Raw genomic sequence first — 24,028 nt, 5'->3', positions numbered from 1 at the left:
TGGAGTGAAATCTATCGCTTTCACCCATTTACTTCAAATGGCTATTAATCAAGGAAACCAATTAATGTTGATTAAGTCGATGCTGTTTCTATTAACGGTAATGAGTGCAAATGCATACTCACAACAAAACTTCAAGGAAGTGGATTCCCCATACCAAGCTGATAATACTCAAAAATTTGAGTTCAATTCAAAAGTACTCAACCGCAGCTACGATATCCATGTAAAACTACCCAAAGGTTATTCAAATAAAGAAAATCAGCACAAGCATTACCCTGTGTTGTATTTAAATGATGCCCCTTATACCTTTAAAGTCGCATTGGGCGTAACCCATTTTCCTAAAATGGATAAAGCGATTATCGTGGCGATTGGCTTTGCTCATGGCGAACATGGTCAACACAGTCGAGTGCGAGATCTAACGCCAGAGAACGATCCGACGTGGCGTAAGTATGAAACGGGTGGTGCACCCCAATACCTCAAGTTTATCGAATCTGAAGTGATTCCTTTTGTCGAAGATGTTTACCGCATAGATTCAAGTAAGCGGATTTTATCTGGACAATCATTGGGCGGTTCGTTTGGCTCCTGGGTATTGGTTACTCGACCAGCCTTGTTTTCTAGCTATATTCTTACTAGCCCTTCCCATTGGTTTAAGAATGACATGATTTTTGCTTTGGAAGCCAGCTACGCAAAAGACCACCAAGATTTACCTGCCAATGTCTTTTATGCAACCGGAGCGGTTGAAACGCCTGAATATGAGCGAAAGCCAATGGTAAAGGGACAAATAGATTTCGTGAAGGCCCTGCGCGCTCGTGATTACCCACAGCTTAACATGAAAGATGAAATTGTTGAGGGCACCGATCATTTCAGCACTTTTCCGGTTGGCTTAACCAAGGGATTACGCTGGTTGTATCAGGACGTTTGGCAAGTTGAGTAAGAAAAGCGCGTAAGCTTACTTCAGAAAGCAATTGCTTACGGAACAAAGGAAAAGTGGGGTGGCATATGGGACTTGAACCCACGCCCAATCGGTATTTGCGGAATCACAGGTGATTTCGCCTCGTGGGCAAACAAACTGGATAAAACCACAAGAAGTAAACAGAAAGAGAAAGTGGGGTGGCATTTGGGACTTGAACCCGCGCCCAATCGGTATTTGCGGAATCACAAGTGATTTCGCCTCGTGGGCAAAAAAACTGGATAAAACTACAAGAAGTAAACAGAAAGAGAAAGTGGGGTGGCATATGGGACTTGAACCCACGACAACCGGAATCACAATCCGGGGCTCTACCAACTGAGCTAATGCCACCATCAAGAGGCGCTATTCGATAGCGGGGCGCATTCTATCCCAGAAAGGCCGACAAAGACAAGCAAAATCCGCTAAAATCATAGAAAAAGTAGCGTAAAAGGGGCGATTATGTCCTTAGACAAAATTACCCAGCAATTAGCTGAACAATCTACGACAAAATACCCTCCAGTACATTTATGGGATCCGCCTTATTGCGGTGAAATAGATATCGAAATTAAGTCAGACGGAACGTGGTTTTATAACGGTGGAGAAATAAAGCGTCTACCTTTAGTGAAGTTATTTGCTTCGGTGTTAAAGCGCGAACAGCACGATTATTTTCTAGTCACACCGGTCGAAAAAGTCAAAATCAAGGTTGTGGAAAAGCCCTATGTGATAACACAGTGGGAAATGATAAATGGTGTGATGCAGTTAACCACGCAGCTTGGCGATGTATGTTGGCTTGAGGATGCGGAGCAACTTGAAATTTCTGAACAAGGGCATATCTATATTACAGTACGCAACAATTTGCAGGGCCTAGTACATCGCAATGTGTATTATCAATGGATTGAAATGGCAGAGCAAAAAGAAGTTGCAGGTAAAACGCACCTTGGTTTTTATTCCAATCAGGTGTTTTTTGATTTGGGCGCAATAGATTAAATTTAGGAGGCTTGTGCAGTATCAACGCATCGTCAGTGTTAAAGCGCTGCCGCATATATACATTGGGGCAACCATATGCCCTTTTTTGTTGTGGGCAGGTGTTGAGGATTTAACTGATTATAGCTTTTGGGCCGGCCTATTTTTTGTTGGGACAACACTGTTTACTTTGTTTGATGGTTATCGCGCGTTGAAGCATAAGGTGATAAGTGATTTTATCATGCTTTTTGTGGTGCCTATTGCTTTACCTGTTGCATTAGTTGTCTATTATTGGTTAAGCTAAGTTACTGATTTTTATACAAGGAAAGTAAAATGAAACTACTGAAAGGATGCCTTCTAACGTTCTTTATTACTGCTTGCGCAACCTCCAGCGCGCCACCCCTACAATATGCATCTCTCGCGGTTACCCCTGATTTGTTGCTTTCTAGCGATTGGCAAACATTACAGCGGTTTCCGCCTCGGTTTCCAAAAGAAGCGGTATATAAAAATAAAACCGGCTGCGCGACAGTTGAATATGTGATCACTGAGTCAAAAGAGATAGTTGATATCCAGGTAGTTGCCGCGAGCAATAAAGTATTTGGGCAGGCGGCAGCCGAGGTAATTCCCAAATGGCAATGGCAAAAACTAGCTAAACACAAGGTTCCTGTTGCAACGAAAACGCAAACACGCTTTGATTTTTGCTATGGACAAACATGTACGCTTTCAGCATTAGATGACGTTTGCCCCGGCAAAGATATCGTATATGCGCGTGGCATGCGTATGCGAATGAACTAGCACACTTTTACTAAAGCACTTTTTGCCGAAGTTATCGGTCAGTTTTTCGGAGTATATTCCTAAATTACGCGAGAGAAACGCTGCTGATTGATGTGGCGTTTCATGTACGCGTCAAAACTCATACTAATAGTGCGAATCAGCAGTCGTGCTTTCTGATGAACGTTAATATTGTTAACGTTATTTTCTAGTAACCCATCTGCAATAAAGCAATCAAGCAGCGGAAGGTCGTTAGCAAAATATTGATCGAACTTGATAGAAAACAGTTGCTCTACCTGTCGCTTGTCGACAAACAGGTTACACATCAATTGCTTAATAACATAGCCTCGAATGACATCATCTTGAGATAACGCAATACCTTTTTCTTGTGCGTGTCCTAGTTGCTCTACTTGTTGGTAGTAGGGTTTTAGCTCTTTTATATTCTGACTAAAACTGTCGCCAATTGCAGATATAGCGGAAACACCAAGGCCAAGTAAGTCGCAATTGCCTTGGGTGGTATAGCCCTGAAAATTGCGATGTAACTGCCCATTTTGTTGTGCAATAGCAAGCTCATCGTTAGGTTTGGCGAAATGGTCCATGCCGATTAGCTCATAACCTGCGTCGGTGAATTTTTCCATGGCAAGGCGCATTAAACCAAATTTTTCATTGGCATTGGGCAGCCATTCATCTTTTAGTTTGCGCTGTGCGGCAAATCGACTGGGTAAATGCGCATAAGAAAACAAAGAAATACGATCGACATCAATGGCAATCATTTTATCGATAGTGCGACTAAAGGTTTGTTCATTTTGATGAGGCAAACCATAAATTAAATCGACATTAACAGAGCGGAAGCCTGCCGCTTTAGCTTGAGCGACAAATTGTTCGATGAATTCTGTAGACTGCACGCGATTAATTGCTTTTTGAACCGTATCATCGATGTCTTGCACACCAATACTGATGCGATTAAAGCCCATTTTTCGCAGTGCTGCCGGTAAGCTAAGTGCAACTTCTCTAGGGTCTATCTCTATCCCCATTTCAGCGTCGCTGCTTAGTGAAAATTGTGCTTTTAGTAGGTCTGTTAAACGTGTTAATTGAGACGTTGTTAAGAAACTTGGCGTGCCACCACCTAAATGAATTTGGTCAACGGTATAGTCCTTAAACAAAGGTGCTTGTGCTTTAATTTCCTGTTCTAGGTAATCGAGATAAATATCAGCTTTGTGACGATGGCGGGTGACCACTTTGTTGCAACCGCAGTAATAACATAGGCTATGGCAGAAAGGGATATGTAAATAAAGCGATAGGCGTCTATTTTTAGATACCTTAATAGCTTGTTGTAGCATTTGATGATCAAACTGCGTATTAAATTCCAGCGCTGTAGGATACGAGGTGTATCTTGGGCCACTGGTGTTGTATTTATTTAAAAGTGATTGATCAAAACACTGTTGAATCTGCATGTAACGTCCCGCGAAAAGTCTGGGGGTATTGTAACCTTTTCGCGGTATTATACTGTTACAGCTTGTTAAGTAGCTTGATGTAGATCAAGGTGTTTAGACATGCTTTAACTTGCACATTTAATGCATTGCGTGGCCGATGGCTGTACTTCTAGCCTTTGCTTAGCGATGTCTTCGCCACAGCTTCCACATACACCGTAAGTGCCAGCATCGATACGTAAGATGGCATCAGATAATTGTTGAATTTCAACTTTAGCTTCTGATTCCAGTGCATTTAACACTTCATCGTTTTCTCGTTCCCTTGCTTGCTCCGCCCAGTCGGCGTTTCTTCCTTGTGCAAAATCTGCATGAATAGAGTCGATACGTTTTTGAAGCTCAACAATGCGTTGAGTAAACGATTCTTTCAATGAACTTGGCATTTGGCCTCCTATGCGTTTGGTGAGCATTAATGCTCACCCACCATTATAAGGAAGCGACAAGTTTGTTAAGTTGATCCTGCGCAAATTGACGCAAAGATTTTGTGTCTTCAAGCACTTTGTCAGTAAGCTCTGCTTCTGCTTGCATGCGCTGAAAATCTTGTTTCATCCGTTCTTTCTTAGGTAATTGCTTGCGTGCTTCCATAATAGACAAATGTTGAATTCGTCCATACATTTCAAATATAGCAGGAAATTGTGCATTTAACTCATTGCTGAGCTTTAATGAATCGAGCAAAACGCTCAAACGCCAGCAACCTTCAGAGATGTCACATTGTTTCTCTTGCATCGCTCTAACGATAATAACCACAGAATCGAGAATCTTCTTATCATGTTCTGCATGTGCTTTTTGTAGCGCTAGGGTTTGTTCAATTTGGCGCTGTTGTTGTTGCTTTAACAGCCATAACAATCGGCCGGCGTAAAACGCCAACACCAATATTACTAGCGCGCCAACTACGGCTAAAATCATCCACATTGTGTTGTCCATTGCGGCCTAACCTATTGAAAGCGTGACAAGTCGTCGTTGTCTAATTTGTCCCATAAATCATCTTCCGACAATTCAGTATCTTGCGCGTCTTCCTCTGGCGTCAATTGTGCACTCAGTTGCTCATGTTGTTCCATAAGCTCATTGTACAAGTCGACTTCTTGTTCGCTAAGCGAAATATCTTGCTCTTGCTTATCAAGAATGTCCAATAAACGTGGGTCTTGTTCAATGGCATCTAGTTGCGCTTGAATAGAAGGGCCTGTGTCGACAACTTTAATTTTTGCGATAGGGCTGTCTACCTGTTTTGCTTTTTTAGGTGCTTTAACCTGAACGTTTGGTATCCCTAGGTCGATAGGCTTTTTACTGCCCACGCGCGCGTCTTTATTACCTTGTGCGGTTTGCGTCGGTTTTGCTTTTTGCTGTCCTTCCAACTGGCGAGTACCAGCAGGTTTACCTGTCTTCTTCTTCGGTTTTTTGTCTTTAGTGATGCGCACATCTAATGTGCTTGCTTTCACTACACCAGACGAACCTGCACCAGGCTTTCTAGATTTCTTTTTGCGGGTCATAACCACCTCAATTTTGCGCTAATGTGTATATTTTATCGCAATTGTGGCGCAGTGGGTATTAACAAACATAAAAAAAGCACTACTTCACAGTAGTGCTTTATTAAGTATATTTTATGTTGGCCTACAATTGGCCTATCTCTCAACTTGGCATCCAACCTTATTATGGGTCGTCCGTAACTGGAAGTTATCCTGTTTTATTAACAATGCTTCCCTAACTCGTTTTTATTTTAGTTTTTTCATGCGCGTTCCGAGCGTTTATTGTTCTTCCATGCTCCTGGACTACTTGCACTTCCGGTGCTCATTAAACCATCCATGTTGCCATTTTTACGTTATGTGGCTTCCTTAACCAGTGTTCCCTTTTCTCGCATGGTCAATAAATAACCGTCCCTTACTTTACACCTTTGTACAATATCATCAAGCACTTTTCTGTAATTTCAGGGTTTAATTGGCGTAAATCGCTGTATTTACTCGTCTAATTCATGCAACCAAGCGGCATGGCGTGGTGCGCGTTTAGTTTGCGACCATTCTTCAATCATGTCATGAGCAACGGCTTTTAATTGCTTGTATTGTTCTGGTGTACCGACATCAGCAGCAAGCTCTAGACGATGACCATTTGGATCGAAAAAGTAGATTGATTTAAAAACACCGTGATTAACCGGTCCTAATACATCAACGCCTTTGCTTTCTAAACTTTCTTTTGCGCTAACAAGTGCGTCAAAGTTTTCAACTTTCAAAGCGATATGTTGCACCCAAGTTGGCGTGTTTTGATCACGGTCCATATCAGGTGAATTTGGCAGTTCAAAGAAAGCTAATACGTTGCCCATGCCTGCATCTAAAAAGATGTGCATGTAAGGATCTGGTGCTTTCGTTGATGGGACTTCATTTTCTGCAATGGCAAGCGTTAAGTCCATATTAAGGTGTGCTTTGTACCATTCAACGGTTTCTTTAGCATCTTTGCAGCGATAAGCTACGTGATGGAATTTTTCTATCTTGATCATAAAGGTGCTTTACTGTCGAAAATTAGACTCTTTTTATCATAAAAGACAAAGTGGCTGTTAATGTCATCCTTAAAGTCTAGTCTAGTAACGGCACCTCGGTGTTTCGATAGGTTTACAGGCAGTGTAAACTCGCTGCGGACAGTTAGGTGAGAATAACCGTCTTATCGCCATTTAAGCAGATGCGTTGCTCAGCGTGCAAACGCACAGCTCTAGATAAAGCAATGGCTTCTATGTCGTGGCCGGTGTGCACCATTTGCTCTATGGTGTAGCTGTGGTCAATCGCTTTTACTTCTTGCACAATGATTGGCCCTTCATCGAGATCGGACGTGACATAATGCGCGGTTGCGCCAATAATTTTAACGCCACGTTTATGCGCTTGATGATATGGCCTAGCGCCCTTGAAACCGGGTAAAAAGGAATGATGTATGTTAATCGCTTTACCAGCCAAGCGAGTACACAGCTGATCTGAAAGAATCTGCATATAACGCGCTAATACTAATAAATCACCTTGGTATTGCTCAAAAACAGCTAATAGCTGCTGTTCTTGCGCCACTTTATCATCTGCTATTGGCAAGTAATGGTAAGGCAGTTCATGAAACTGACAAATCGCCTCACATTTTTGGTGGTTAGACACCACAGCCACGATATCAATAGGTAACACGCCCGCTCGCCATTTTGTTAGCAGTGATACTAAGCAATGCTCGTCCTTTGATACTGCGATAACTACCTTAGGAAGCTGAGCGGCATTGCGTAATTGATAATGCAGTTGTAGCGGTTTAGCTAAGGCCTCTAGTGCGTCGGTAAACTCTTCCATCGGCACTTTAAGCTGTCTGTCATCAAAGGCAATTCGTGAAAAAAAGGTGTCAGTATAAGGGTCACTGTACTGTGACGTTTCAGTGATAAACGCGCCATGTTCAAATAGCGCTTGTGTGACTTTTGCTAATACGCCGCTGGAGTCAGGGCACTGCCAGGTTAAAATATACTGATTGTTCATAAACGCCTTACCGTCACTTTTGCTATAACGCTATAGTGACACGGATTACCGACGAGCTTAAAGCTAGAAGTGATATAAATTAGAACGTTCCTTTCTGACGCACGTACTCTACCTCGATTACAAATTAAAACATGGCTAAATCAATAACTTGTTAGAATACGCTGTTGTTTTTTAAACAGGTATTGTGATGAAACATAAATTTTTAAATCAATTGTTAGTGATCTTCGGCGCCTTTTTATTATCGGCATGCCAGTACATTGCAGACTATGAAGATGTATCTTTAGGTGAGGACGCGCTAGCCGGCCAAGAATGGCAATTGGTTAGTTTGAACGAACAGCCGGTGGCAGCCGCAGAGAAAGCCATTCAATTAGCGTTTGATAAAAATAGTCATCGTGCCCATGGTTTTTCTGGCTGTAATTACTATTCAGGTACCTATGTGTTAGAGCAAGAAGCGATAAGCTTCGCTGGCCTTGCTAGCACTCGAAAGGCTTGTCCAGATAATGAAACGAACGAGAATCTGTATTTGCAGATGCTCACGCAAGTGAAAGGATTTACCGTTGAAAATGATCAACTTGTCCTATTAGCCGACAATGATCTGGTGCTTGCGCGATTTGCTCGTATCGCCCAATAACGGTGTTCCTCGCTTGCGGGGAACCTCTATTGTCGGTAAACTTAGCAAGTTGTATATACAATTTGAAAGATTATGTCAGACAGTTATCAGCTCATTCAAGGTACATTGCCGCTGCTCATTAGCATGCCACATAACGGCGAAGCACTTCCTCAAGACGTTAGTACGCAAATGACCGACACCGGTAAACAAGTTAAAGATACCGATTGGGCTATGGATATCTTGTATGATTTTGCTCAGGCAATGGGTATAAGCGTGCTAAAACCACGCTACAATCGTTATCTTATCGACCTTAATCGTAGCCCTGAAGACGAAAATTTGTATCCCGGGCAAGATAGCACTGAGCTCTGCCCGACCACATCATTTGATAAAGCGCCATTGTATCTTGCCGGGAAAGAACCCAACTCAACAGAGATAAAACGTCGCATAGACGCGTATTGGCACCCATATCATCAAGCAATAATAGATGAATTGGCGCGCATTAAGGCTATTCATGGCATGGCGTTTTTGTATGATGCGCATTCCATTGCGTCTCAAGTGCCGCGCTTTTTTGAAGGCACGCTACCGGATTTTAATTTCGGCACTGCTGACGGCAAAAGTTGCCCTGAAACGCTAGTCAACAGGTTGCTTGATTTAGATTTCACGCCGTATAGCGCAGTGGCTAATGGCCGTTTTAAAGGTGGGTATATCACTAGGCAATATGCGCAGCCGAGCGAGCATATTTTTACACTTCAACTAGAATTGTCACAAGCAACCTATATGCACGAAGAATTGGCGCGGTTGAGTCAAGATAAACTTGCTCAAGTGCAGCCTTATCTGAAGGCTATTATCGAAACCGTACTTGCATATAGCAACGAATATAAAACACAAGGCTTTGCTTAGGAAACGCATGAAAGTATTTGCACATCGTGTACTGCTCGACTCTGCTTGGGCGAAAAACAAAACACTCATCATAGAAAACGGCGAGATTACCGATATTGTCGATGGTCAATTAGACGATGCAATAGTTGCTAGTGGTCCCGTTGTACCGGGGCTAATTAACTGTCACTCCCATGCGTTTCAGCGCGCTTTTGCTGGTTTTAGTGAACAAGGCAGTGAAGGACAAGATAGTTTTTGGACATGGCGAAAAATCATGTATCAATTCTTGGCTCAAATCAGCGATGTTGAAGCTCATATTATTGCAAAGCAGCTGTACATAGAGATGCTGAAAGCAGGCTACACATCAGTTGCCGAGTTTCATTATTTACATCATCAGCAAACCGGTGAACCTTATCCAGCACTAGCGCAAATGGCAAAAGCTTTATTTGATGCCGCACAAGAAAGCGGTATCGGCATAACAATGCTACCGGTACTTTATCAGTACAGTGGTTTTGGTGAAAAAGCACCACTTGATGGTCAAAAGCGTTTCATTAATACAACCGAGCAGTTCAACCAATTGGTGACCGACTGTTATGAGCTAAGCAAGCAATACAACAATGCTAATGTTGGTATAGCGCCGCATTCTTTGCGTGCAACTAATTTTGCAGCGATTGAACAAGCGGTTAAACACGTCCGCTCGTTAGACAGTAAGGCGCCTATACATGTTCATATAGCTGAACAAACGCAAGAAGTAGACGATTGTATTGCGCACAGCGGAAAACGTCCGGTGCAATGGCTTTGCGAACAACTTAGCTTAGATGCCAATTGGTGTTTGATTCATGCAACACATATCACCGCTGATGAGAGAAAGGCCATCATCGATACCGGTGCCGTTGCCGGTATTTGCCCTACAACAGAAGCGAATCTCGGCGATGGCGTATTTCCTACCGCAGAATTTATGCAAGAAGGCGGTACCATTGCTATTGGCTCAGACAGCCATATAAGTGTCAATGCAGTCGAAGAAATTCGTTGGCTTGAGTATGCGCAGCGCTTAACTAGGCGTCAAAGAGCGGTACTGGCGAACAAAGCGCAAGCATCAGTTGGTCTTAACTTATGGCAAGCAGCGAATCGCGGTGGCGCGTTAGCAACGAACAAAAATACGGGTGTACTTGCTGTTGGTAAACAAGCTGATTTGCTCGTGCTAGATCAACAATTGCTAGGCCGCTATGCACAATCCGACGAGCACCTGCTAGATAGTTTTGTGTTTGCTACTGGTGAGCAAGCGATAACGGATGTGATGGTTAATGGGCAATGGGTCATTCGTGACAAAAAGCATGATCTTGAAACGCAAAGCCACGAAGCATTTTCAGCCTTACTACAACGTTTGTCTTCATAGGCTATCAGACATAAAAAAAGGTCGCTTGTGCGACCTTTTTTATAGAGAAGAATTGTTACTATAACAAATTCGAATATTCTTCTATTTTATTGCAAACCTTATCTTGGTTTACGCTATGAAAACGAGGATTGAGCTTCCCAGTTAGGCAGAAGTCGGTATAAAAAGCGGTAACTGTATCTCGAGAACGTGTTATTTCAGAGAGAAACACTTGTTCGCCAGCGGTAAAGCTGTCGAATTCATTTTGCAGGTCACGATAAATTTTATCGGCTTTCAATCTAATATTAGTATCAGTGACGCCAGCAAACCACGCTTTAGCGTCTGCTGTGAGTTGGTGCCATTTTTTACTAGCTACTGATTCTGGGAAAAAGTGCAAATAAAGTGCCGCAAGCACGATTAAGATCAATATTTTTTTCATGGCTCATCTTACAATGTCATATAGACTATAGGATAATAAAATTATTCGAGATTATACATTATCCTTGAATAATACCAATTGCATCACATATTTTGTTATCACTTTGCACATTGATGTGACGCAGCCAAGATAATGTAGACAATCAGGCAGCAGCTAAGGGCTCACTGTGACAAACGAAGACGCACCAAAAAAATCGACACGCATTCCTGTAAAAACCATTGCAATTGAACCTGCAAAGTCCGGTGTCGCTGAATACAAACCTCGTGATCAGATATATGTACGCAAAGTTGAAGGTGTATTCCAGCGCTTGCGCCGAAAGATGAATTTTGTATTTTTAGGCCTGTTTGCGATCCTTCCTTGGCTACAATACAACGGCAACCAAGCACTGTTGTTTGATATTGGTGAACAACGATTCACTATCTGGGGGCTCACGCTATGGCCTCAAGACCTTACCTTACTTGCGTTTCTCTTTATCGTTGCCGCCTATCTATTATTTTTTGTTACCACCTTTTTAGGGCGAGTCTGGTGTGGCTATATGTGTCCACAGACGGTGTGGACCTTCATCTTTATTTGGTTTGAAGAAAAGATAGAGGGAAGCGCTAACCAACGTAAAAAACTCGATGGTCGAAAGATGGATTTCGACAAATTTTGGCGCAAAGCGCTAAAACATTTTTGTTGGTTATTCTTTTCGCTACTAACGGCCTTAACCTTTGTTGGTTACTTTACGCCTATTGACCAACTGTTTATCGATTTCTTTACCTTCAGCGCATCGTTGACCGCTGTTGGTGTTGTCGTGTTCTTTGCCTTTTGTACCTATGGCAACGCAGGTTGGATGCGGGAGGTCATGTGTTTACACATGTGTCCATACGCACGATTCCAATCAGCCATGTTCGATAAAGATACATTAACTGTTTCTTACGATAAAAACCGCGGTGAGAATCGCGGACCGCGAGGTCGCAAACAAGATCCTAAAGCCTTAGGACTCGGTGATTGCATCGATTGTAACTTGTGTGTGCAAGTGTGCCCAACAGGCATTGATATTCGAAATGGTCTTCAATACGAGTGCATTAATTGTGGGGCATGTGCCGACGCCTGTGATGGCGTGATGGAAAAAATGAAGTATGACAAAGGCCTTATACGTTATACCACCGAGCATGAATTAGAAGGTAAAAAAGTGCATTTCCTTCGCGGTAAGTTAGTTGGCTATGCCTTTATGATGGTACTAATTTCCGCCGCCTTGTTGTGGACGATTATTAGTCGCATGCCAGTTGATCTCGATATCATTCGAGACAGAACAGCGCTTGCGACAGAAAATTTTGATGGTGAGATTGAGAACGTCTATACCCTCAAGATATTGAATAAGTCGCAATATGATGCAACCTATAACTTGTCGGTAAAAGGTTTAAGCAACGTTACTTGGAATGGCGACCAACAGGTCGTAGTAAAAGCGGCAACGGTTTATACCTTACCTATCAGTTTGACTGTCGACCCATACGATTTGAAAGGCTTCGTTAACGATATTGAATTTGAAGTGACGCTGGCAGATGATACTTCGGTAACGGTGTCACAACCGAGTAAGTTCTTTAACAAACGTTAATTATGTCGGCATTTAATTTTGGCGACTTGTCGCCAGACCTTATTCTAGATGGTATTGAATCTGTTGGACTAATCGCCGACAGCGGTTTGCTGGCGTTAAACAGTTATGAAAATCGCGTGTATCAATTTACCGCGCGTGACGATAAAAAGTATGTCACTAAGTTTTATCGGCCTCAACGTTGGAGCCAAGCTCAGTTGCAGGAAGAGCATGATTTTGCGCTTGAGTTAGCCCATCATGAATTGCCAATTGTTGCGCCGCTAGTCATTGACGGTCAGTCGCTATTTGAGATTAAAGGCTATACCTTTAGCTTGTATCCCTGCCAAGGCGGGCGTATTTTTGAAGTGGATAACCTCGATCAGCTTGAATGGATGGGGCGCTTTATTGGCCGTATTCATGCCATTGCTAAAACTAAAGATTTTAAGCATCGCCCCGCGATAACTGCACAAGATTATTTAATAACAGCGCGTGAGCAAATACTTGCTAGTGGTTATGTTCCCTCACATTTGATTGAACCTTTTACTGTCATATTGGACCAAGTAATTCAGGAAGCGTTAATTCATTATCGCGACTTTGCTAGTATTCGCCTGCATGGCGATTGCCACGCAGGAAATATATTGTGGACAGATCAAGGTCCTCATTTTGTAGATTTAGATGATTGTCGCAGTGGTCCAGCTATTCAGGATTTGTGGATGATGCTATCGGGTGACCGAAGTCAACAAACCATGCAACTTGATACCTTGCTCTGTGGCTATGAAGAGTTTTGTGAATTCGATTCAAATGAACTTGTGTTGATTGAATCTTTGCGTACAATGCGTATGGTTAATTATATGGCATGGTTATGTAATCGTTGGCAAGATCCAGCATTTGTGCAAAATTTTCCTTGGTTTAATACAGAGAAATATTGGGAGCAGCAAATTCTGTCGCTAAAAGAACAGTTTGCCGCATTACAACAACCGGCATTAACGTTAATGCCTTAACCCCAAAGTAGGAACATAATAATGAAGAAATTTTTAGCCTTAGTTGCTTTATTCATGTTGCCAGTTACGGCAATGGCGGCGGATTATAAAGAAGGCACGCATTACACTAAGGTAAATGAACAAAAAACAAGTAAGCCTGAAGTGCGAGAGTTTTTCTCTTTCTATTGTCCGCATTGTTATCAGTTTTCGCCGTTAATGGACAAAATTAAAAAGCAACTTCCAAGCGATACTAAGTTTGTTTATAACCACGTTGATTTTTTGCGTGGCGCGTCACCAATGATTCAACAAATGCTTTCTAAAGGCGTTGTTGTTGCCCAACAAATGAAAATGGAAAAGCAAATCATGAATGCTATTTTCAAGTACATTCATGTTCAACGCGCACCTTTCTCGTCAGAAAAAGACTTGCGTAACCTTTTCGTTGTAAACGGTGCAGACGGCGCTAAATTCGATAAACTGATGAAGAGCTTTTCGGTAAACAGCCAAGCAAAACAGTTTAAAAAGCAACAAGACTACTTTTCTCGTAAGGGCGCTTTAACAGGTGTACCAACGGTAATCGTAAATGGTAAGTATAAAGTGGAAGCACAAGGCTTAGACAGAAGCTCACGTACTGCACTAGAAGACGATTACATAAAGCTTGTTAATTATCTTCTTACGTTAGACTAAGTCTACGGTTAGATTAAAAAAGGCTGCATGATGCAGCCTTTTTTTGTGTCTTGCTACTACCTTGTATGGCCGTCGCCAAAGACGACAAACTTTTCTGTGGTTAATGCTTCTAACCCCATTGGGCCATAAGCATGTAATCGGCTAGTTGAAATACCAATTTCCGCACCTAGCCCCAATTGACCACCATCCGAAAAGCGTGAAGAGGCATTTACCATGACAACAGACGAATTAATGCGGCGAACAAACTGCTGCGCTCTGGAAGTGTCTTGGGTAACGATTACTTCGGTGTGATCTGAACTAAATTGATTAATGTGATCAATGGCGCTTTCATAGCTATTGACCACTTTTATGGCAATTTCATCATCCAAATATTCGGCGTCATAATCTTGGTCTGTGGCAAGCTCTGCGCCTTGGAAAAACGGTAAGCTTTTATCACAAGCATGCACTTTTACCCCTTTCTCGGCAAAGCTGGCTGCTACTATAGGTAAAAATTGTTCGGCAATGTCTTGATGAACAATCAAGGTTTCTATGGCATTACATGCGCTTGGTTTTTGGGTTTTACCGTTTATCAGCAAGTTTAACGCTTTATCAAGGTTGGCGAACTTGTCGACAAAAAGGTGGCACACGCCTTTAAAGTGCTGAATCACTGGAATAGCGCTATTGTCGGTAACAAAGTTGATCAGCCCCTCGCCACCGCGCGGTATAACCAAGTCTATGCTTTGACGCAAGGTTAGTAGTTCATTAATGACTGCACGGCTGGTGTCTGGCACGATTAAAACCGCTTCTTGATTGATGCTATGTTGTTTCAGCGCCAATCCAATGCAGCGCGCAATTGCTTTGTTGCTATGAATAGCTTCGCTTCCGCCCCGAAGCACAACGCCATTGCCTGATTTTAAACATAGCGCCGCCGCCTCAGCCGTAACATTAGGGCGCGCTTCGTAAATCATTGCAATTACACCTAGCGGTATGCGCATTTTGCCCACCTGAATACCATTTGGTCTTAGCGCTAGATTGCTAATGCTACCAGTAGGGTCGTCGAGACGGGTAATATCGATAATGGCATCGCTAATATCTGCTATGCGCTCAGGCGTAAGTAGCAGTCTGTCTAGCATGGCATTGGACAAACCTTTTACTTTACCTGCATCAATATCTTTTTGATTCTCATCCAAAATTGCATCGCTATGGGCGATGATTGCTTTAGCGATATCTTCAAGTACGCTATTTTTCTCTGCGTTGGTTAATTGTGCTATTCGTAAACTTGCTTGTTTACACGCTTTGGCGGCATCAGTAATGCTAAACTGACTGCTCATGGGAAACTCCTACTATGACTAGGTCGTCTCTGTGAACGACAACTTTACTTTGGCAATACCCCAACACTGAGGCAATTTGGTCGCTTTTGACGCCTTTAATTTTATTTAGGTCGTTGGCACTGTATTGGCTGATGCCCTTTGCAATGACATCGCCGTTTGGCGCTACAATATCAATGCTTTCGCCGGCTAAAAACTGGCCCTTCACACTACTTATACCTGATGGTAACAACGACGCCCCTTTTTTCAGTACTGCGACACTAGCACCTTGGTCGAGGTGCAATTGGCCATGGCTTTTTAATGTGTGCTTTAACCAGTATTTTTTAGCCTTGGCGGCTGGCTGCCGAGCCGCAAAGTAAGTGCCCGGGTTTTGTCCGTCTAATAGACGTTTAAAGGTGTCATTACTTTTGCCATTTACAATGAAGGTTGCGATACCATTTTCCGTTGCTTTTTCGGCGGCTTCAATTTTTGTTTTCATGCCACCTGTAGCAATATGGTTAGCGGTGCTACCTGCTAGCGCGTAAATATCGGCGGTAATCTCCGGTATTTCCGGAAGTAACGTGGCATCATCAAATAACTTAGGGTTCTTATCAAAAACGCCATCAATATCACTTAAAATGATCAAGCAATCTGCTTCGCTAACCAATGCAACTTGCGCGGCAAGGTTGTCGTTATCGCCGACTTTTAATTCTTCGGTTGCCACCGTATCGTTTTCATTGACGATCGGCAGAATCTGATTTTCAAGCAACACACGCAATGTGTTCTTAATATTGATATAACGTTGGCGGTCTTTTAAATCACCATGGGTAAGTAGCAGTTGACTGCAAGGTTTATCAAAAAAGCGTTGCCAGTTTGCCATCATTTGCATTTGGCCCACCGACGCCATCGCTTGCTTGGTGGGGATCGCTAAGTTGGGGCTGCCATGAGGAATAAGGTTGCGGCCAGCCGCAACACTGCCAGAACTGACAAGCAAAACTTCCTTGCCAAGCTGCTGACACTTGGTAATAAATTGTGCAATAGCCAATAGATACTCGCCGCTGCATCCAGACGAGCCTGGTGCAACTAATGCACTGCCAACTTTTATAACGATTCGATTAAATTGCATAGTGATTCCCTTAACACGCTTAAGGATGTCAATATTTGGTTAATGTTGGCAAGACTATTTTTATCTTTTTTATAACCTAAACCGTTGACCACCGGTTGATAGATGATTTTTTTTAGATCGCGTGATTTCTGCTTTCAATATAATTTCACTGCATTAGAATAAATACATTGTTATTTTTGAGTAATTTCACCATGTTGAGCTTTTTGCCAGCGCCTATTACATTAATTTTATCGTTTACTTGTTATGCCATTAATACCTTGTTTTGGCTGCTACCTATTTTAATAGGGTCTTTTTTGAAGGCCTTAATTCCACTTAACGCCTGGCAATCATTGTTCAGTTATTTACTCGATGCAATGGCAAGCTCATGGGTCGCGATTAATAGCCAGATTCAAAACCTATTTTATAAGATGAAGGTCAATGTCACTGGGCTTGATCAACTAACACCAAAAGATTGGTATATGGTGGTCTCAAACCATCAAAGTTGGGTTGATATTGTGGTTTTACAGCGCATTTTGCATGGCAAGATTCCGTTTTTAAAATTCTTCTTAAAGAAAGAGCTTATTTATGTACCATTTTTAGGCGTTGCTTGGTGGGCTCTCGATTTCCCTTTCATGAAACGTTATAGCCAATCATTTTTGAAGAAAAATCCTCATTTAATTGGCAAGGATTTCGAAACTACAAAGAAAGCGTGTGCCAAATTTAAACATAAGCCAGTGAGCGTGATGAATTTTGTGGAAGGCACTCGATATACGCCCGAAAAGCATGATCGTCAGAAATCTCCATTCTCGCATTTACTGCGTCCTAAAGCTGGCGGCATGGCGTTTGTGCTTGATGCGATGGGAGAGCATCTAAACAAAATCGTCAATGTGACGATTCATTATCCAGAGAAGATCCCAAACTTTATCGACTTTTTATCAGGCAAAGTAAAGCAGGTGAATGTCTATATCGAAACATTGCCAATTACCGACGCTTTGATGGGTGATTACGCCAATGACAAAGCCCATAAAAAGCAATTTCAAAAGTGGCTCAATGAGCTTTGGCAAGAAAAAGATCGACGCATTGCATTGTTTGAAGACGCAAAATAATAAGGACAGCGCTTTATGAATCCAGAATTACTAGAAAGCTTATTAAAAATGGGCTTGCCCGCGGAATATTTACCGTTTGCAGGTACCTTAGTTGGTGTGTCTATTCTAGTGGTTCTATTCCTACTGTCTTATTACTTAGCTAAGCATCAATTGCTTGTAGCGGTGCATAAGCTTGTTGTGATGTCGAAAAACTCATTGGACGACTTGCTAGTTCATAATCGTGTGTTTTCAAGGCTTGCGTTGTTAGTTCCGTTTATTTTAGTGCTTTATGCGGCGCCCTTGATATTGCTTGAAGACGCGAAAGTTACTTTGCTCATTGTGCTGATAGCGAAAGTGGGCATATGTTTCCAAGTAGCATTTAGCATCAGCGCCTTTTTAAACGTAGTTAAAAGTGCGTATTCGTCTAAAGCAAAAGAAAAATACCTGCCACTTGAAGCTAGCGTACAAGTGATAAAGCTAATTGTCTTTTTGGTTGCCATTATTATGGCAATTTCAATTATTCTAGATCGTTCACCTGTTTATCTCTTAAGTGGTTTAGGTGCCTTAACTGCGGTTATTTTATTGGTATTTCAAGACGCCATTAAAGGGCTTGTTGCTAGTATTCAAATTTCTGCCAATCGGATGGTAGCGCCAGGCGACTGGATTGAGCTGCCTAAGTATGGTGCAGACGGTGATGTACTAGAAATAGGATTAACCACGGTTAAAGTACAAAACTTCGATAAAACTGTTACGGCAGTGCCTACCTATGCATTGATTAGCGATTCGTTCAAGAACTGGCGCGACATGTACCGCAGTGGCGGGCGTAGAATAAAACGCAGTATTTTAGTGGATATTTCGAGTATTCATTTCTATGACCAAGCCATGATTGACCAACTTCAAGATATTGCGCTTTTACAACCATATCTGGCGCAAAAAACAACAGAGTTAAACAAAGATAGATCTGAAAAGGGCGTTGATGAAACAAACGTTAATGCGCGTAAACTAACTAATATCGGGACTTTTCGAGCATATATCGAAGCTTTTCTGCATCAACACCCAATGGTGCACCCAGAGATGACTTGCATGGTGCGTCAGCTTAAAGCGACGGAATATGGTTTGCCGCTAGAGCTGTATTTTTTTAGTAAAGACTACAACTGGGTAAATTATGAGAATATCCAAGCAGATATTTTTGACCATATCTATGCAATGGCCGCTGAGTTCTCCTTACGCATATATCAACGACCATCAGGATTTGATTGGCAAAAGTAGTTAGCGCTGCCTGATAACCCCTTCTTGAATAGTAGACGCGAGTAGCTCTCCACTTTCGGAATATAGCTGCCCGCGTACTAATCCTCTACCGCTTGATGCCGACGGTGTATCCACTGCGTACAAGACCCATTCATCAAATTTGATAGGGCGATGGAACCACATCGCGTGATCTATGGTGGCGATCTGAAAGTTTGGATGCCAGTGTGATGCGCCATGCGGAAAAAGCGATGTTGAAAGAAAGTGAAAATCAGAGGCATAAGCGAGCACCGCGCTATGTACGGCGTTATTGTTTGGCAAAGCGCCATTGGTTTTCATCCAAGTATGGCTCTTTCCAGGCATTGCTGCTGGCTTTATCCAGTCATATTCTTCCACACAGCGCATATCAATCGGCTTTTCCGCCAAGAATTTCTCACGAATGGGCTCTGGGATCAGTTTTTGGTGTTTCTTAATGTAATCTTCATAAGATGGCAGAGATAAAGGCTCTGGCATCTTTGGCATGATGTCTTGATGATCAAAACCTTCCACTTCATGTTGAAACGAAGCGGTCATAAAGAAAATAGTTTTTCCATGCTGTACCGCTTTAATGCGCCTTGTACTAATGCTTTTACCATCGCGAATATTTTCAACTTCATATAAGACAGGATGCTGCGCATCACCCGGTCTTAAGAAGTAAGAATGCAATGAATGGATATGGCGATCTTCTGGTACTGTCTTTAAGGCGGCTGATACTGCCTGCCCCATAACGTGACCGCCAAACAAGGCTTTAAAGCCTAAGTCTTGGCTCTGGCCGCGGTAGTATCCTTGTTCAATTGTTTCGAGCTCTAGAATCTTTAAAAGCTCTTTAAGCGCTTTGCTCATGTTATTTCTCTTTATTACAGCGATGAACTTTAGTGTAACAAATGCCGTACTAATAACGAGTACATTCTATACGTTTTATATCGTACGAAGAGTTACGTTATTGGTACAACCACACGATAAAAGGTTGAAATTTATACAATCCTCGTATAACGTCTTGTTTGGCGTCTAAAAAATAGCCGTAAGGCGCCGACAAAACAGCTGTGCGTTAATAATAAAGGATCGGTTATGTTTACCCATGAAGATGCAAATGAAAGAAGGCAATTACAAGCAGATAAAGCCTTACTTTGGAGCAAATTGTCACTGGCGCAAAAGTTTGCTGCGAGCAATCTAACCCAGTTTGGCTATGACTTAGCATTTATTCGTTCTAGCGGCGCTGGAGCAATGGCGGTGTTGATGTGTAATGAAGCACCCGCAACAATTGCTAATGACGGCGAAATAGACACAAGCCCTGATATCAATTTAAGAAGCGCGTAGTCTCAGTATTACGTCTAGATCGTAAAGGCATGGCCCTTAGCTATTTTTTCTTCGAGCGACTGTTCTAGCTCAGTAAGAAAGATGAAAGGGTCAATGTCTTGTACTTCCGGTGTATCGCACTGATAGTCGACCGAAATTTGAAACCCTCCCAAACTGGTGAAGTATCTCACCTCTACCGCAGTCACTAATTTTTTAAGTTTTGCTACCACATCTTGCGGTTGCTGATGTGGGAATATGATCAAAAACCTGCCACTTGAAAAGTTGCCTGACAAGTCAAACTCTTCTAAGTACTCGGTAAATATTTCCGCTATCTTTTCGTTAAACTCTTGTTGTGATTTTTGGCTAAATCTAAATTTGAACTCTTGCCAGTTTTCTATACTGACTAAACAAATCGATAGTGGGAAATCGAACTTACGCGCCATGTTGTAGTATTTTTGGTAAAGATTTTTCGTTTTCGCTGTGTCGAACCAAAATTGCTCCATACCCCGGTAATTCACATTGGAAAGTCTGCGTTTGACCTGCCTGTATTTAACATAAGCGACAAAACAAAGGCACAGCACAATAAGTAAACACGCGATAAGTACCGCAATGACTTGTTTGCGCTGATTCATTTCTATCGCAAACGTTTGCTTTAGTTCGTTTTTCTCAAGCAAATTTTGTGCAATCAACTGACTTTGTTGTTTCAATGCACTTTGCTCGGCAAAGCTCGCGGCTCCGCTACGTGTGGTGTAGTAGGTTTTGTAGCTGTTAATGTATTGTTCATAGAAATTCACGGCAAGTTGCATCTTGCCTTCGGCAATAGCATTGCGTGCTAAAAGCAAATATAAGTTAATTTGCTCGGCTGACAACTGCATACTTGTGCTCATTCGTTGGGCGTCATTCAGAGCATTCTTACGTTCGTTTGGTTTACCTAGTCTCTGTGCTGCTTGCGACAAATAGATTAACGTCGATAAGTAGCCACGCGTTTGGTTTTGCCCTTTAAATAAATCACGCGCCATTATTAGGTAATTGTAGGCTTGTTGGTTGTCTTCCATATTCAATAGCACGCTACCTAGACCAAGATAAGCAAACGCCATTCTTATGTTGCTTTTATTGGTTTCTGCATGCAGTTTGGCTTCCCAAAAAGCGCTATACGCATCGTCATAATTGCCTAGTTGAATATAACTGCGACCAAGCTCGTAGTAATATTCGTCAATATTTGCCGTTTTTTGCTCAGTAAACTTAATTGTAAGGAGCTTTTCGTAGAGGTTGATCGCGCTTTGGTAGTCGCCTTGATAAAAATTCGCTTTGGCGATAATGGCAATGACCGTCTCGTCATCTTGAGCGCTCGGGTTTTTAACTAAAGCATCCTGCAAGGCATCAAAATATTCGTCAGCTTGCTCAACCTGTCCCATTAGACTATGCGCCATTGCTTGATAACTTAACGCCTCGATATACAGCGGTGCTTGCGATTCTTGATACTCAGATAAAAAGCTCGCAGCGGTGCTTGCTTCTCTTAATGTTTTTTCAAATTGACCTTGAACGTAATATCCTTTGGCGAGTTGCAAATGAAACAAGGCAGAATACTGATCTGGTAGGTTGGGTAGCAGAAGGCCTGAACCGGCGAATTCCGAAGCACTTGCAAAATCACCCCGATTATTAGCTAGTCGAATTAATAGGATATGGGCTTTAATGCGCGTTAGTGGCGAAACGCTGTGACGATTTTTAAGCGAGTTGCGCACTGCCACCACCACTTGCTGCTGATCGAGTTTGCTTGCCTCTTGCAGATACAAATCTTCCACTAATGCTTCTACTTCCTCGCTGGAAAGCGCTTGTTGGCTATAGCTAATAGGGCTTAGAACCAGCGATATTAAGACAGATAACGCCAATAGGTAAGCAGTAAAAGAGAAACATTTCATGAGATTCATTGAAGCAAAAACTAGCGCTCGTGTCTTCTATATTTTCAACAAATTTAGTGCTAGGTAAATAAAAAATATAAATTTTTTATTTACAACAATGAAATTAAGTCTATAATGCGAGTCAGAGCTTTGGCTCTTAAGGGCAAATCTAGTGAAAGCTAGAGACGCAAAGTTACCGGTCTAAGGGGAAACCTACGATAGCGGGACTGCCAAATGAGATATAGTGGGGGCTTATCTATGTTTGTTAGTTTCTATCCCAGTTTCTTGTCGGTACTTTGCGTGCGCCTCTCCATTCTGAATTAAATCACTTAACTTACGTTAACTTTTCTTATACTATCTATTTAACGTGCATTGCTACCTAAGTAATTGAGCATTTTAATAATAATATTGCGCTAAAATGGAGTTAAGACAAGGTAATGAAATATCACGATTCGGCTTCAGAAGCCGAAAAAAAGCTACGTCAATCGCTTGCTCAACTCAAGACGTGGTCTTTACCGCCTAACCCAATAAATTATTCTGTGTGCTATGAATATGTTTCATTGCACAATGCCGACCTTATCGCCGCAATAAACCAACATATCGATGCCAAGAAAACTATCGACAGCTTTTTCATTGAAGAAGTGTATCGTGAGCATCTACTTGGTCATAATAAAGTAAAACATGCCTTATTAAGTGACTTAGACGACCTGCTGCGCAGTGTGCAAGAAACGTCGGTCACCACCAGTAAAACTATCGATGGTTTTGTCAATAAGATCGATGGCAATCTAGCGAAGCTTGATTCTGATGACATCAACGATGTTATTGAGGCGGTAGCGCAGTTAAAGCAATCCACCCGTGCGATTAAAACAGAACAATTAAAACTACGTCAGCACTTGTTAAAGTCCCGTAGAGAAGCAAATAGCTTGAGAGAAGATATTTCTAAAGCAAAACAAGAAGCTTTACTTGATCCGCTCACCAAATTTTACAATCGTAAAGCGCTAGTGAACCAAATTGATCATTGGCAAGGGAAAAATCCAAACCTATCGTTAGCGGCTATTGTCGTTAATATCGACGACTTTGCGCAATTTTCGCAGCGGTTTGGCCCGCTAATTAGTGATGTGTTGTTGGCTAAAGTAGCACAGAAAATCAGTACTTATGTTGATGACAGTGGCGTGCCTATTCGTTCAGGTGGTGATGAATTTTTGATTTTATTACCTGAAGTTGAAAAAACTGTTGCCGACGTTATTGCTCAAAAAATTAGTTTAGGCGTATCTAAACTCAAGTTTGTCAGCAGTAAGTCTGGCTTGAGTTTACCCCGCGTTAATGTGTCCGTTGGTGTTAGTCAATATTCAGTACGTGAAAGTGCTGAGTATATGATAAAAACCTCGCGCGCTATTTTACAGAGCAATCACCTTGGTGGTGGTAGCTACGCGTTAAGCAGTTAATATAGTAATTAGCTGGTCAATATTCTCTTCTGAAAACACTTTTATGCCGTGCGCGCTTAACAGGGCTGCCGTTACACCTTGTCCAGGTATTTTTCGATGGCTAAAGCTACCATCATAGATGGTGTTACTACCACAAGATGGACTCGATTCTTTTAACAGGGCATAACGAATGTTATGTGTTTCACAAAGCGATAAGGCGATGTTCGCACCGCGGGTAAAGGCGTCGGTTACGTCGACACCGGCTTGCGTGATAACTAGCCCAGTTGCCTGCTGCTCCGCTGCTGCTCTTGGCACAGGTAATCCACCGCTTACTTCAGGACATACACTAACTAGCCTACCTTGCTCGTGCCAGCTGGCAATGATGCTATTTGGCGCTGTTTTAATTTCACCGTTATAGCGGACTTTTTCGCCAAGAAAACAGGCACTAATCAGTATTTTTTCCATCGCTG

The 24,028-nt window shown here is 42.2% G+C and carries 26 protein-coding genes, 1 tRNA gene and 1 riboswitch; of the genes, 14 read left to right on the top strand and 13 right to left on the bottom strand.

Annotated features, from left to right (window positions below; translation table 11 throughout):
* Nucleotides 1–4: 4 nt before the first annotated feature.
* Entirely contained in the window at nucleotides 5–931 is a 927-nt protein-coding gene (locus QUD85_RS14430; protein ID WP_245732085.1) for an alpha/beta hydrolase, read from the top strand.
* A 290-nt stretch (nucleotides 932–1,221) separates the two neighbouring features.
* On the opposite strand, the gene QUD85_RS14425 is transcribed toward QUD85_RS14430, so the two are convergent.
* Nucleotides 1,222–1,297, bottom strand: a tRNA-His gene (locus QUD85_RS14425).
* A gap of 108 nt (nucleotides 1,298–1,405) precedes the next feature.
* On the opposite strand from QUD85_RS14425, the gene QUD85_RS14420 reads away from it, so the two are divergent.
* From QUD85_RS14420 to QUD85_RS14410, 3 genes are read left to right on the top strand one after another with little or no spacing between them, the layout of a single operon-like run.
* A complete protein-coding gene (locus QUD85_RS14420) occupies nucleotides 1,406–1,933 on the top strand; it encodes a DUF1285 domain-containing protein (RefSeq protein WP_093328625.1) in 528 nt (175 codons plus the stop codon).
* Nucleotides 1,934–1,946: 13 nt separating this feature from the next.
* Nucleotides 1,947–2,213, top strand: coding sequence for a hypothetical protein (locus QUD85_RS14415; protein ID WP_093328623.1), 267 nt, complete (start codon nucleotides 1,947–1,949; stop codon nucleotides 2,211–2,213).
* Between the two features lie 29 nt (nucleotides 2,214–2,242).
* Nucleotides 2,243–2,704: an energy transducer TonB gene (locus QUD85_RS14410; RefSeq protein ID WP_093328621.1), complete on the top strand. Its 462-nt coding sequence runs from the start codon at nucleotides 2,243–2,245 to the stop codon at nucleotides 2,702–2,704.
* 59 nt (nucleotides 2,705–2,763) lie between these two features.
* Here the strand turns inward: QUD85_RS14410 and hemN are convergent, their stop codons facing one another.
* The 6 genes from hemN to purU form a co-directional block, all read right to left on the bottom strand.
* Nucleotides 2,764–4,134 carry an oxygen-independent coproporphyrinogen III oxidase gene (gene hemN / locus QUD85_RS14405; protein ID WP_093328620.1) on the bottom strand — a complete coding sequence of 457 codons (1,371 nt, stop codon included), beginning with the start codon at nucleotides 4,132–4,134 and terminating at the stop codon, nucleotides 2,764–2,766.
* Between the two features lie 104 nt (nucleotides 4,135–4,238).
* Complete coding sequence (locus tag QUD85_RS14400) at nucleotides 4,239–4,550, bottom strand: TraR/DksA family transcriptional regulator (protein ID WP_093328618.1); 312 nt, start codon at nucleotides 4,548–4,550, stop codon at nucleotides 4,239–4,241.
* A gap of 43 nt (nucleotides 4,551–4,593) precedes the next feature.
* On the bottom strand, nucleotides 4,594–5,091 hold the full coding sequence (locus tag QUD85_RS14395; protein ID WP_093328617.1) for a DUF2489 domain-containing protein: 498 nt from the start codon (nucleotides 5,089–5,091) through the stop codon (nucleotides 4,594–4,596).
* Between the two features lie 11 nt (nucleotides 5,092–5,102).
* Nucleotides 5,103–5,654, bottom strand: coding sequence for a Der GTPase-activating protein YihI (gene yihI, locus QUD85_RS14390; RefSeq protein ID WP_093328615.1), 552 nt, complete (start codon nucleotides 5,652–5,654; stop codon nucleotides 5,103–5,105).
* A gap of 464 nt (nucleotides 5,655–6,118) precedes the next feature.
* Nucleotides 6,119–6,652, bottom strand: coding sequence for a VOC family protein (locus QUD85_RS14385; RefSeq protein ID WP_093328614.1), 534 nt, complete (start codon nucleotides 6,650–6,652; stop codon nucleotides 6,119–6,121).
* A 142-nt stretch (nucleotides 6,653–6,794) separates the two neighbouring features.
* On the bottom strand, nucleotides 6,795–7,646 hold the full coding sequence (gene purU / locus QUD85_RS14380) for a formyltetrahydrofolate deformylase (protein ID WP_093328612.1): 852 nt from the start codon (nucleotides 7,644–7,646) through the stop codon (nucleotides 6,795–6,797).
* 187 nt (nucleotides 7,647–7,833) lie between these two features.
* Between purU and QUD85_RS14375 the strand changes: the two genes are divergently transcribed.
* The 3 genes from QUD85_RS14375 (at nucleotide 7,834) to QUD85_RS14365 (ending at nucleotide 10,528) form a co-directional block, all read left to right on the top strand.
* Nucleotides 7,834–8,277, top strand: a complete 444-nt coding sequence (locus QUD85_RS14375) for an META domain-containing protein (RefSeq protein WP_093328611.1) — start codon at nucleotides 7,834–7,836, stop codon at nucleotides 8,275–8,277.
* A 72-nt stretch (nucleotides 8,278–8,349) separates the two neighbouring features.
* Entirely contained in the window at nucleotides 8,350–9,156 is an 807-nt protein-coding gene (gene hutG / locus QUD85_RS14370) for an N-formylglutamate deformylase (RefSeq protein WP_177168863.1), read from the top strand.
* A 7-nt stretch (nucleotides 9,157–9,163) separates the two neighbouring features.
* On the top strand, nucleotides 9,164–10,528 hold the full coding sequence (locus QUD85_RS14365; protein WP_093328608.1) for a formimidoylglutamate deiminase: 1,365 nt from the start codon (nucleotides 9,164–9,166) through the stop codon (nucleotides 10,526–10,528).
* A gap of 58 nt (nucleotides 10,529–10,586) precedes the next feature.
* Here QUD85_RS14365 and QUD85_RS14360 read toward each other — a convergent pair whose 3' ends face one another.
* Nucleotides 10,587–10,943, bottom strand: coding sequence for a hypothetical protein (locus tag QUD85_RS14360; protein WP_093328606.1), 357 nt, complete (start codon nucleotides 10,941–10,943; stop codon nucleotides 10,587–10,589).
* A 166-nt stretch (nucleotides 10,944–11,109) separates the two neighbouring features.
* Here QUD85_RS14360 and ccoG point away from each other — a divergent pair, with 166 nt between their 5' ends.
* From ccoG to QUD85_RS14345, 3 genes are read left to right on the top strand one after another with little or no spacing between them, the layout of a single operon-like run.
* Nucleotides 11,110–12,540 carry a cytochrome c oxidase accessory protein CcoG gene (gene ccoG / locus QUD85_RS14355; RefSeq protein WP_093328605.1) on the top strand — a complete coding sequence of 477 codons (1,431 nt, stop codon included), beginning with the start codon at nucleotides 11,110–11,112 and terminating at the stop codon, nucleotides 12,538–12,540.
* 2 nt (nucleotides 12,541–12,542) lie between these two features.
* Nucleotides 12,543–13,517 (top strand): serine/threonine protein kinase, encoded by a 975-nt coding sequence (locus tag QUD85_RS14350; RefSeq protein ID WP_093328603.1) that lies wholly within the window; start codon nucleotides 12,543–12,545, stop codon nucleotides 13,515–13,517.
* 21 nt (nucleotides 13,518–13,538) lie between these two features.
* The gene (locus QUD85_RS14345) at nucleotides 13,539–14,180 is read left to right on the top strand and encodes a thiol:disulfide interchange protein DsbA/DsbL (protein WP_093328602.1); all 642 of its coding nucleotides are present in this window, start codon (nucleotides 13,539–13,541) and stop codon (nucleotides 14,178–14,180) included.
* 56 nt (nucleotides 14,181–14,236) lie between these two features.
* Here the strand turns inward: QUD85_RS14345 and QUD85_RS14340 are convergent, their stop codons facing one another.
* Both QUD85_RS14340 and proB read right to left on the bottom strand, forming a co-directional pair.
* Nucleotides 14,237–15,490, bottom strand: a complete 1,254-nt coding sequence (locus QUD85_RS14340) for a glutamate-5-semialdehyde dehydrogenase (RefSeq protein WP_093328600.1) — start codon at nucleotides 15,488–15,490, stop codon at nucleotides 14,237–14,239.
* Nucleotides 15,474–16,592: a glutamate 5-kinase gene (proB, locus tag QUD85_RS14335; protein WP_093328598.1), complete on the bottom strand. Its 1,119-nt coding sequence runs from the start codon at nucleotides 16,590–16,592 to the stop codon at nucleotides 15,474–15,476. Before proB ends, QUD85_RS14340 begins: the two co-directional genes overlap by 17 nt.
* 191 nt (nucleotides 16,593–16,783) lie before the next feature.
* Between proB and QUD85_RS14330 the strand changes: the two genes are divergently transcribed.
* Both QUD85_RS14330 and QUD85_RS14325 read left to right on the top strand, forming a co-directional pair.
* Entirely contained in the window at nucleotides 16,784–17,677 is an 894-nt protein-coding gene (locus QUD85_RS14330; protein ID WP_093328597.1) for an acyltransferase, read from the top strand.
* Nucleotides 17,678–17,692: 15 nt separating this feature from the next.
* Nucleotides 17,693–18,925, top strand: coding sequence for a mechanosensitive ion channel family protein (locus QUD85_RS14325; RefSeq protein ID WP_093328595.1), 1,233 nt, complete (start codon nucleotides 17,693–17,695; stop codon nucleotides 18,923–18,925).
* On the opposite strand, the gene tesB is transcribed toward QUD85_RS14325, so the two are convergent.
* On the bottom strand, nucleotides 18,926–19,783 hold the full coding sequence (tesB, locus tag QUD85_RS14320; protein WP_093328594.1) for an acyl-CoA thioesterase II: 858 nt from the start codon (nucleotides 19,781–19,783) through the stop codon (nucleotides 18,926–18,928).
* A gap of 225 nt (nucleotides 19,784–20,008) precedes the next feature.
* Here tesB and QUD85_RS14315 point away from each other — a divergent pair, with 225 nt between their 5' ends.
* Complete coding sequence (locus tag QUD85_RS14315; protein ID WP_093328592.1) at nucleotides 20,009–20,257, top strand: hypothetical protein; 249 nt, start codon at nucleotides 20,009–20,011, stop codon at nucleotides 20,255–20,257.
* A gap of 14 nt (nucleotides 20,258–20,271) precedes the next feature.
* On the opposite strand, the gene QUD85_RS14310 is transcribed toward QUD85_RS14315, so the two are convergent.
* Nucleotides 20,272–22,155 (bottom strand): tetratricopeptide repeat protein, encoded by a 1,884-nt coding sequence (locus QUD85_RS14310; RefSeq protein ID WP_093328590.1) that lies wholly within the window; start codon nucleotides 22,153–22,155, stop codon nucleotides 20,272–20,274.
* 131 nt (nucleotides 22,156–22,286) lie between these two features.
* Nucleotides 22,287–22,369, top strand: a riboswitch (cyclic di-GMP riboswitch).
* Nucleotides 22,370–22,571: 202 nt separating this feature from the next.
* Between QUD85_RS14310 and QUD85_RS14305 the strand changes: the two genes are divergently transcribed.
* The gene (locus QUD85_RS14305) at nucleotides 22,572–23,579 is read left to right on the top strand and encodes a GGDEF domain-containing protein (protein ID WP_093328589.1); all 1,008 of its coding nucleotides are present in this window, start codon (nucleotides 22,572–22,574) and stop codon (nucleotides 23,577–23,579) included.
* On the opposite strand, the gene QUD85_RS14300 is transcribed toward QUD85_RS14305, so the two are convergent.
* Nucleotides 23,568–24,023, bottom strand: a complete 456-nt coding sequence (locus QUD85_RS14300; protein ID WP_093328587.1) for a DUF523 domain-containing protein — start codon at nucleotides 24,021–24,023, stop codon at nucleotides 23,568–23,570. The two genes, QUD85_RS14305 and QUD85_RS14300, sit on opposite strands and share 12 nt — an antisense overlap.
* Between the last annotated feature and the right edge of the window lie 5 nt (nucleotides 24,024–24,028).

Origin of the sequence: Thalassotalea agarivorans (genome assembly GCF_030295955.1) — a bacterium.
Taxonomy (GTDB): Bacteria; Pseudomonadota; Gammaproteobacteria; order Enterobacterales; family Alteromonadaceae; genus Thalassotalea_D; species Thalassotalea_D agarivorans.
This window is presented reverse-complemented; position numbering and strand designations above follow the sequence as displayed.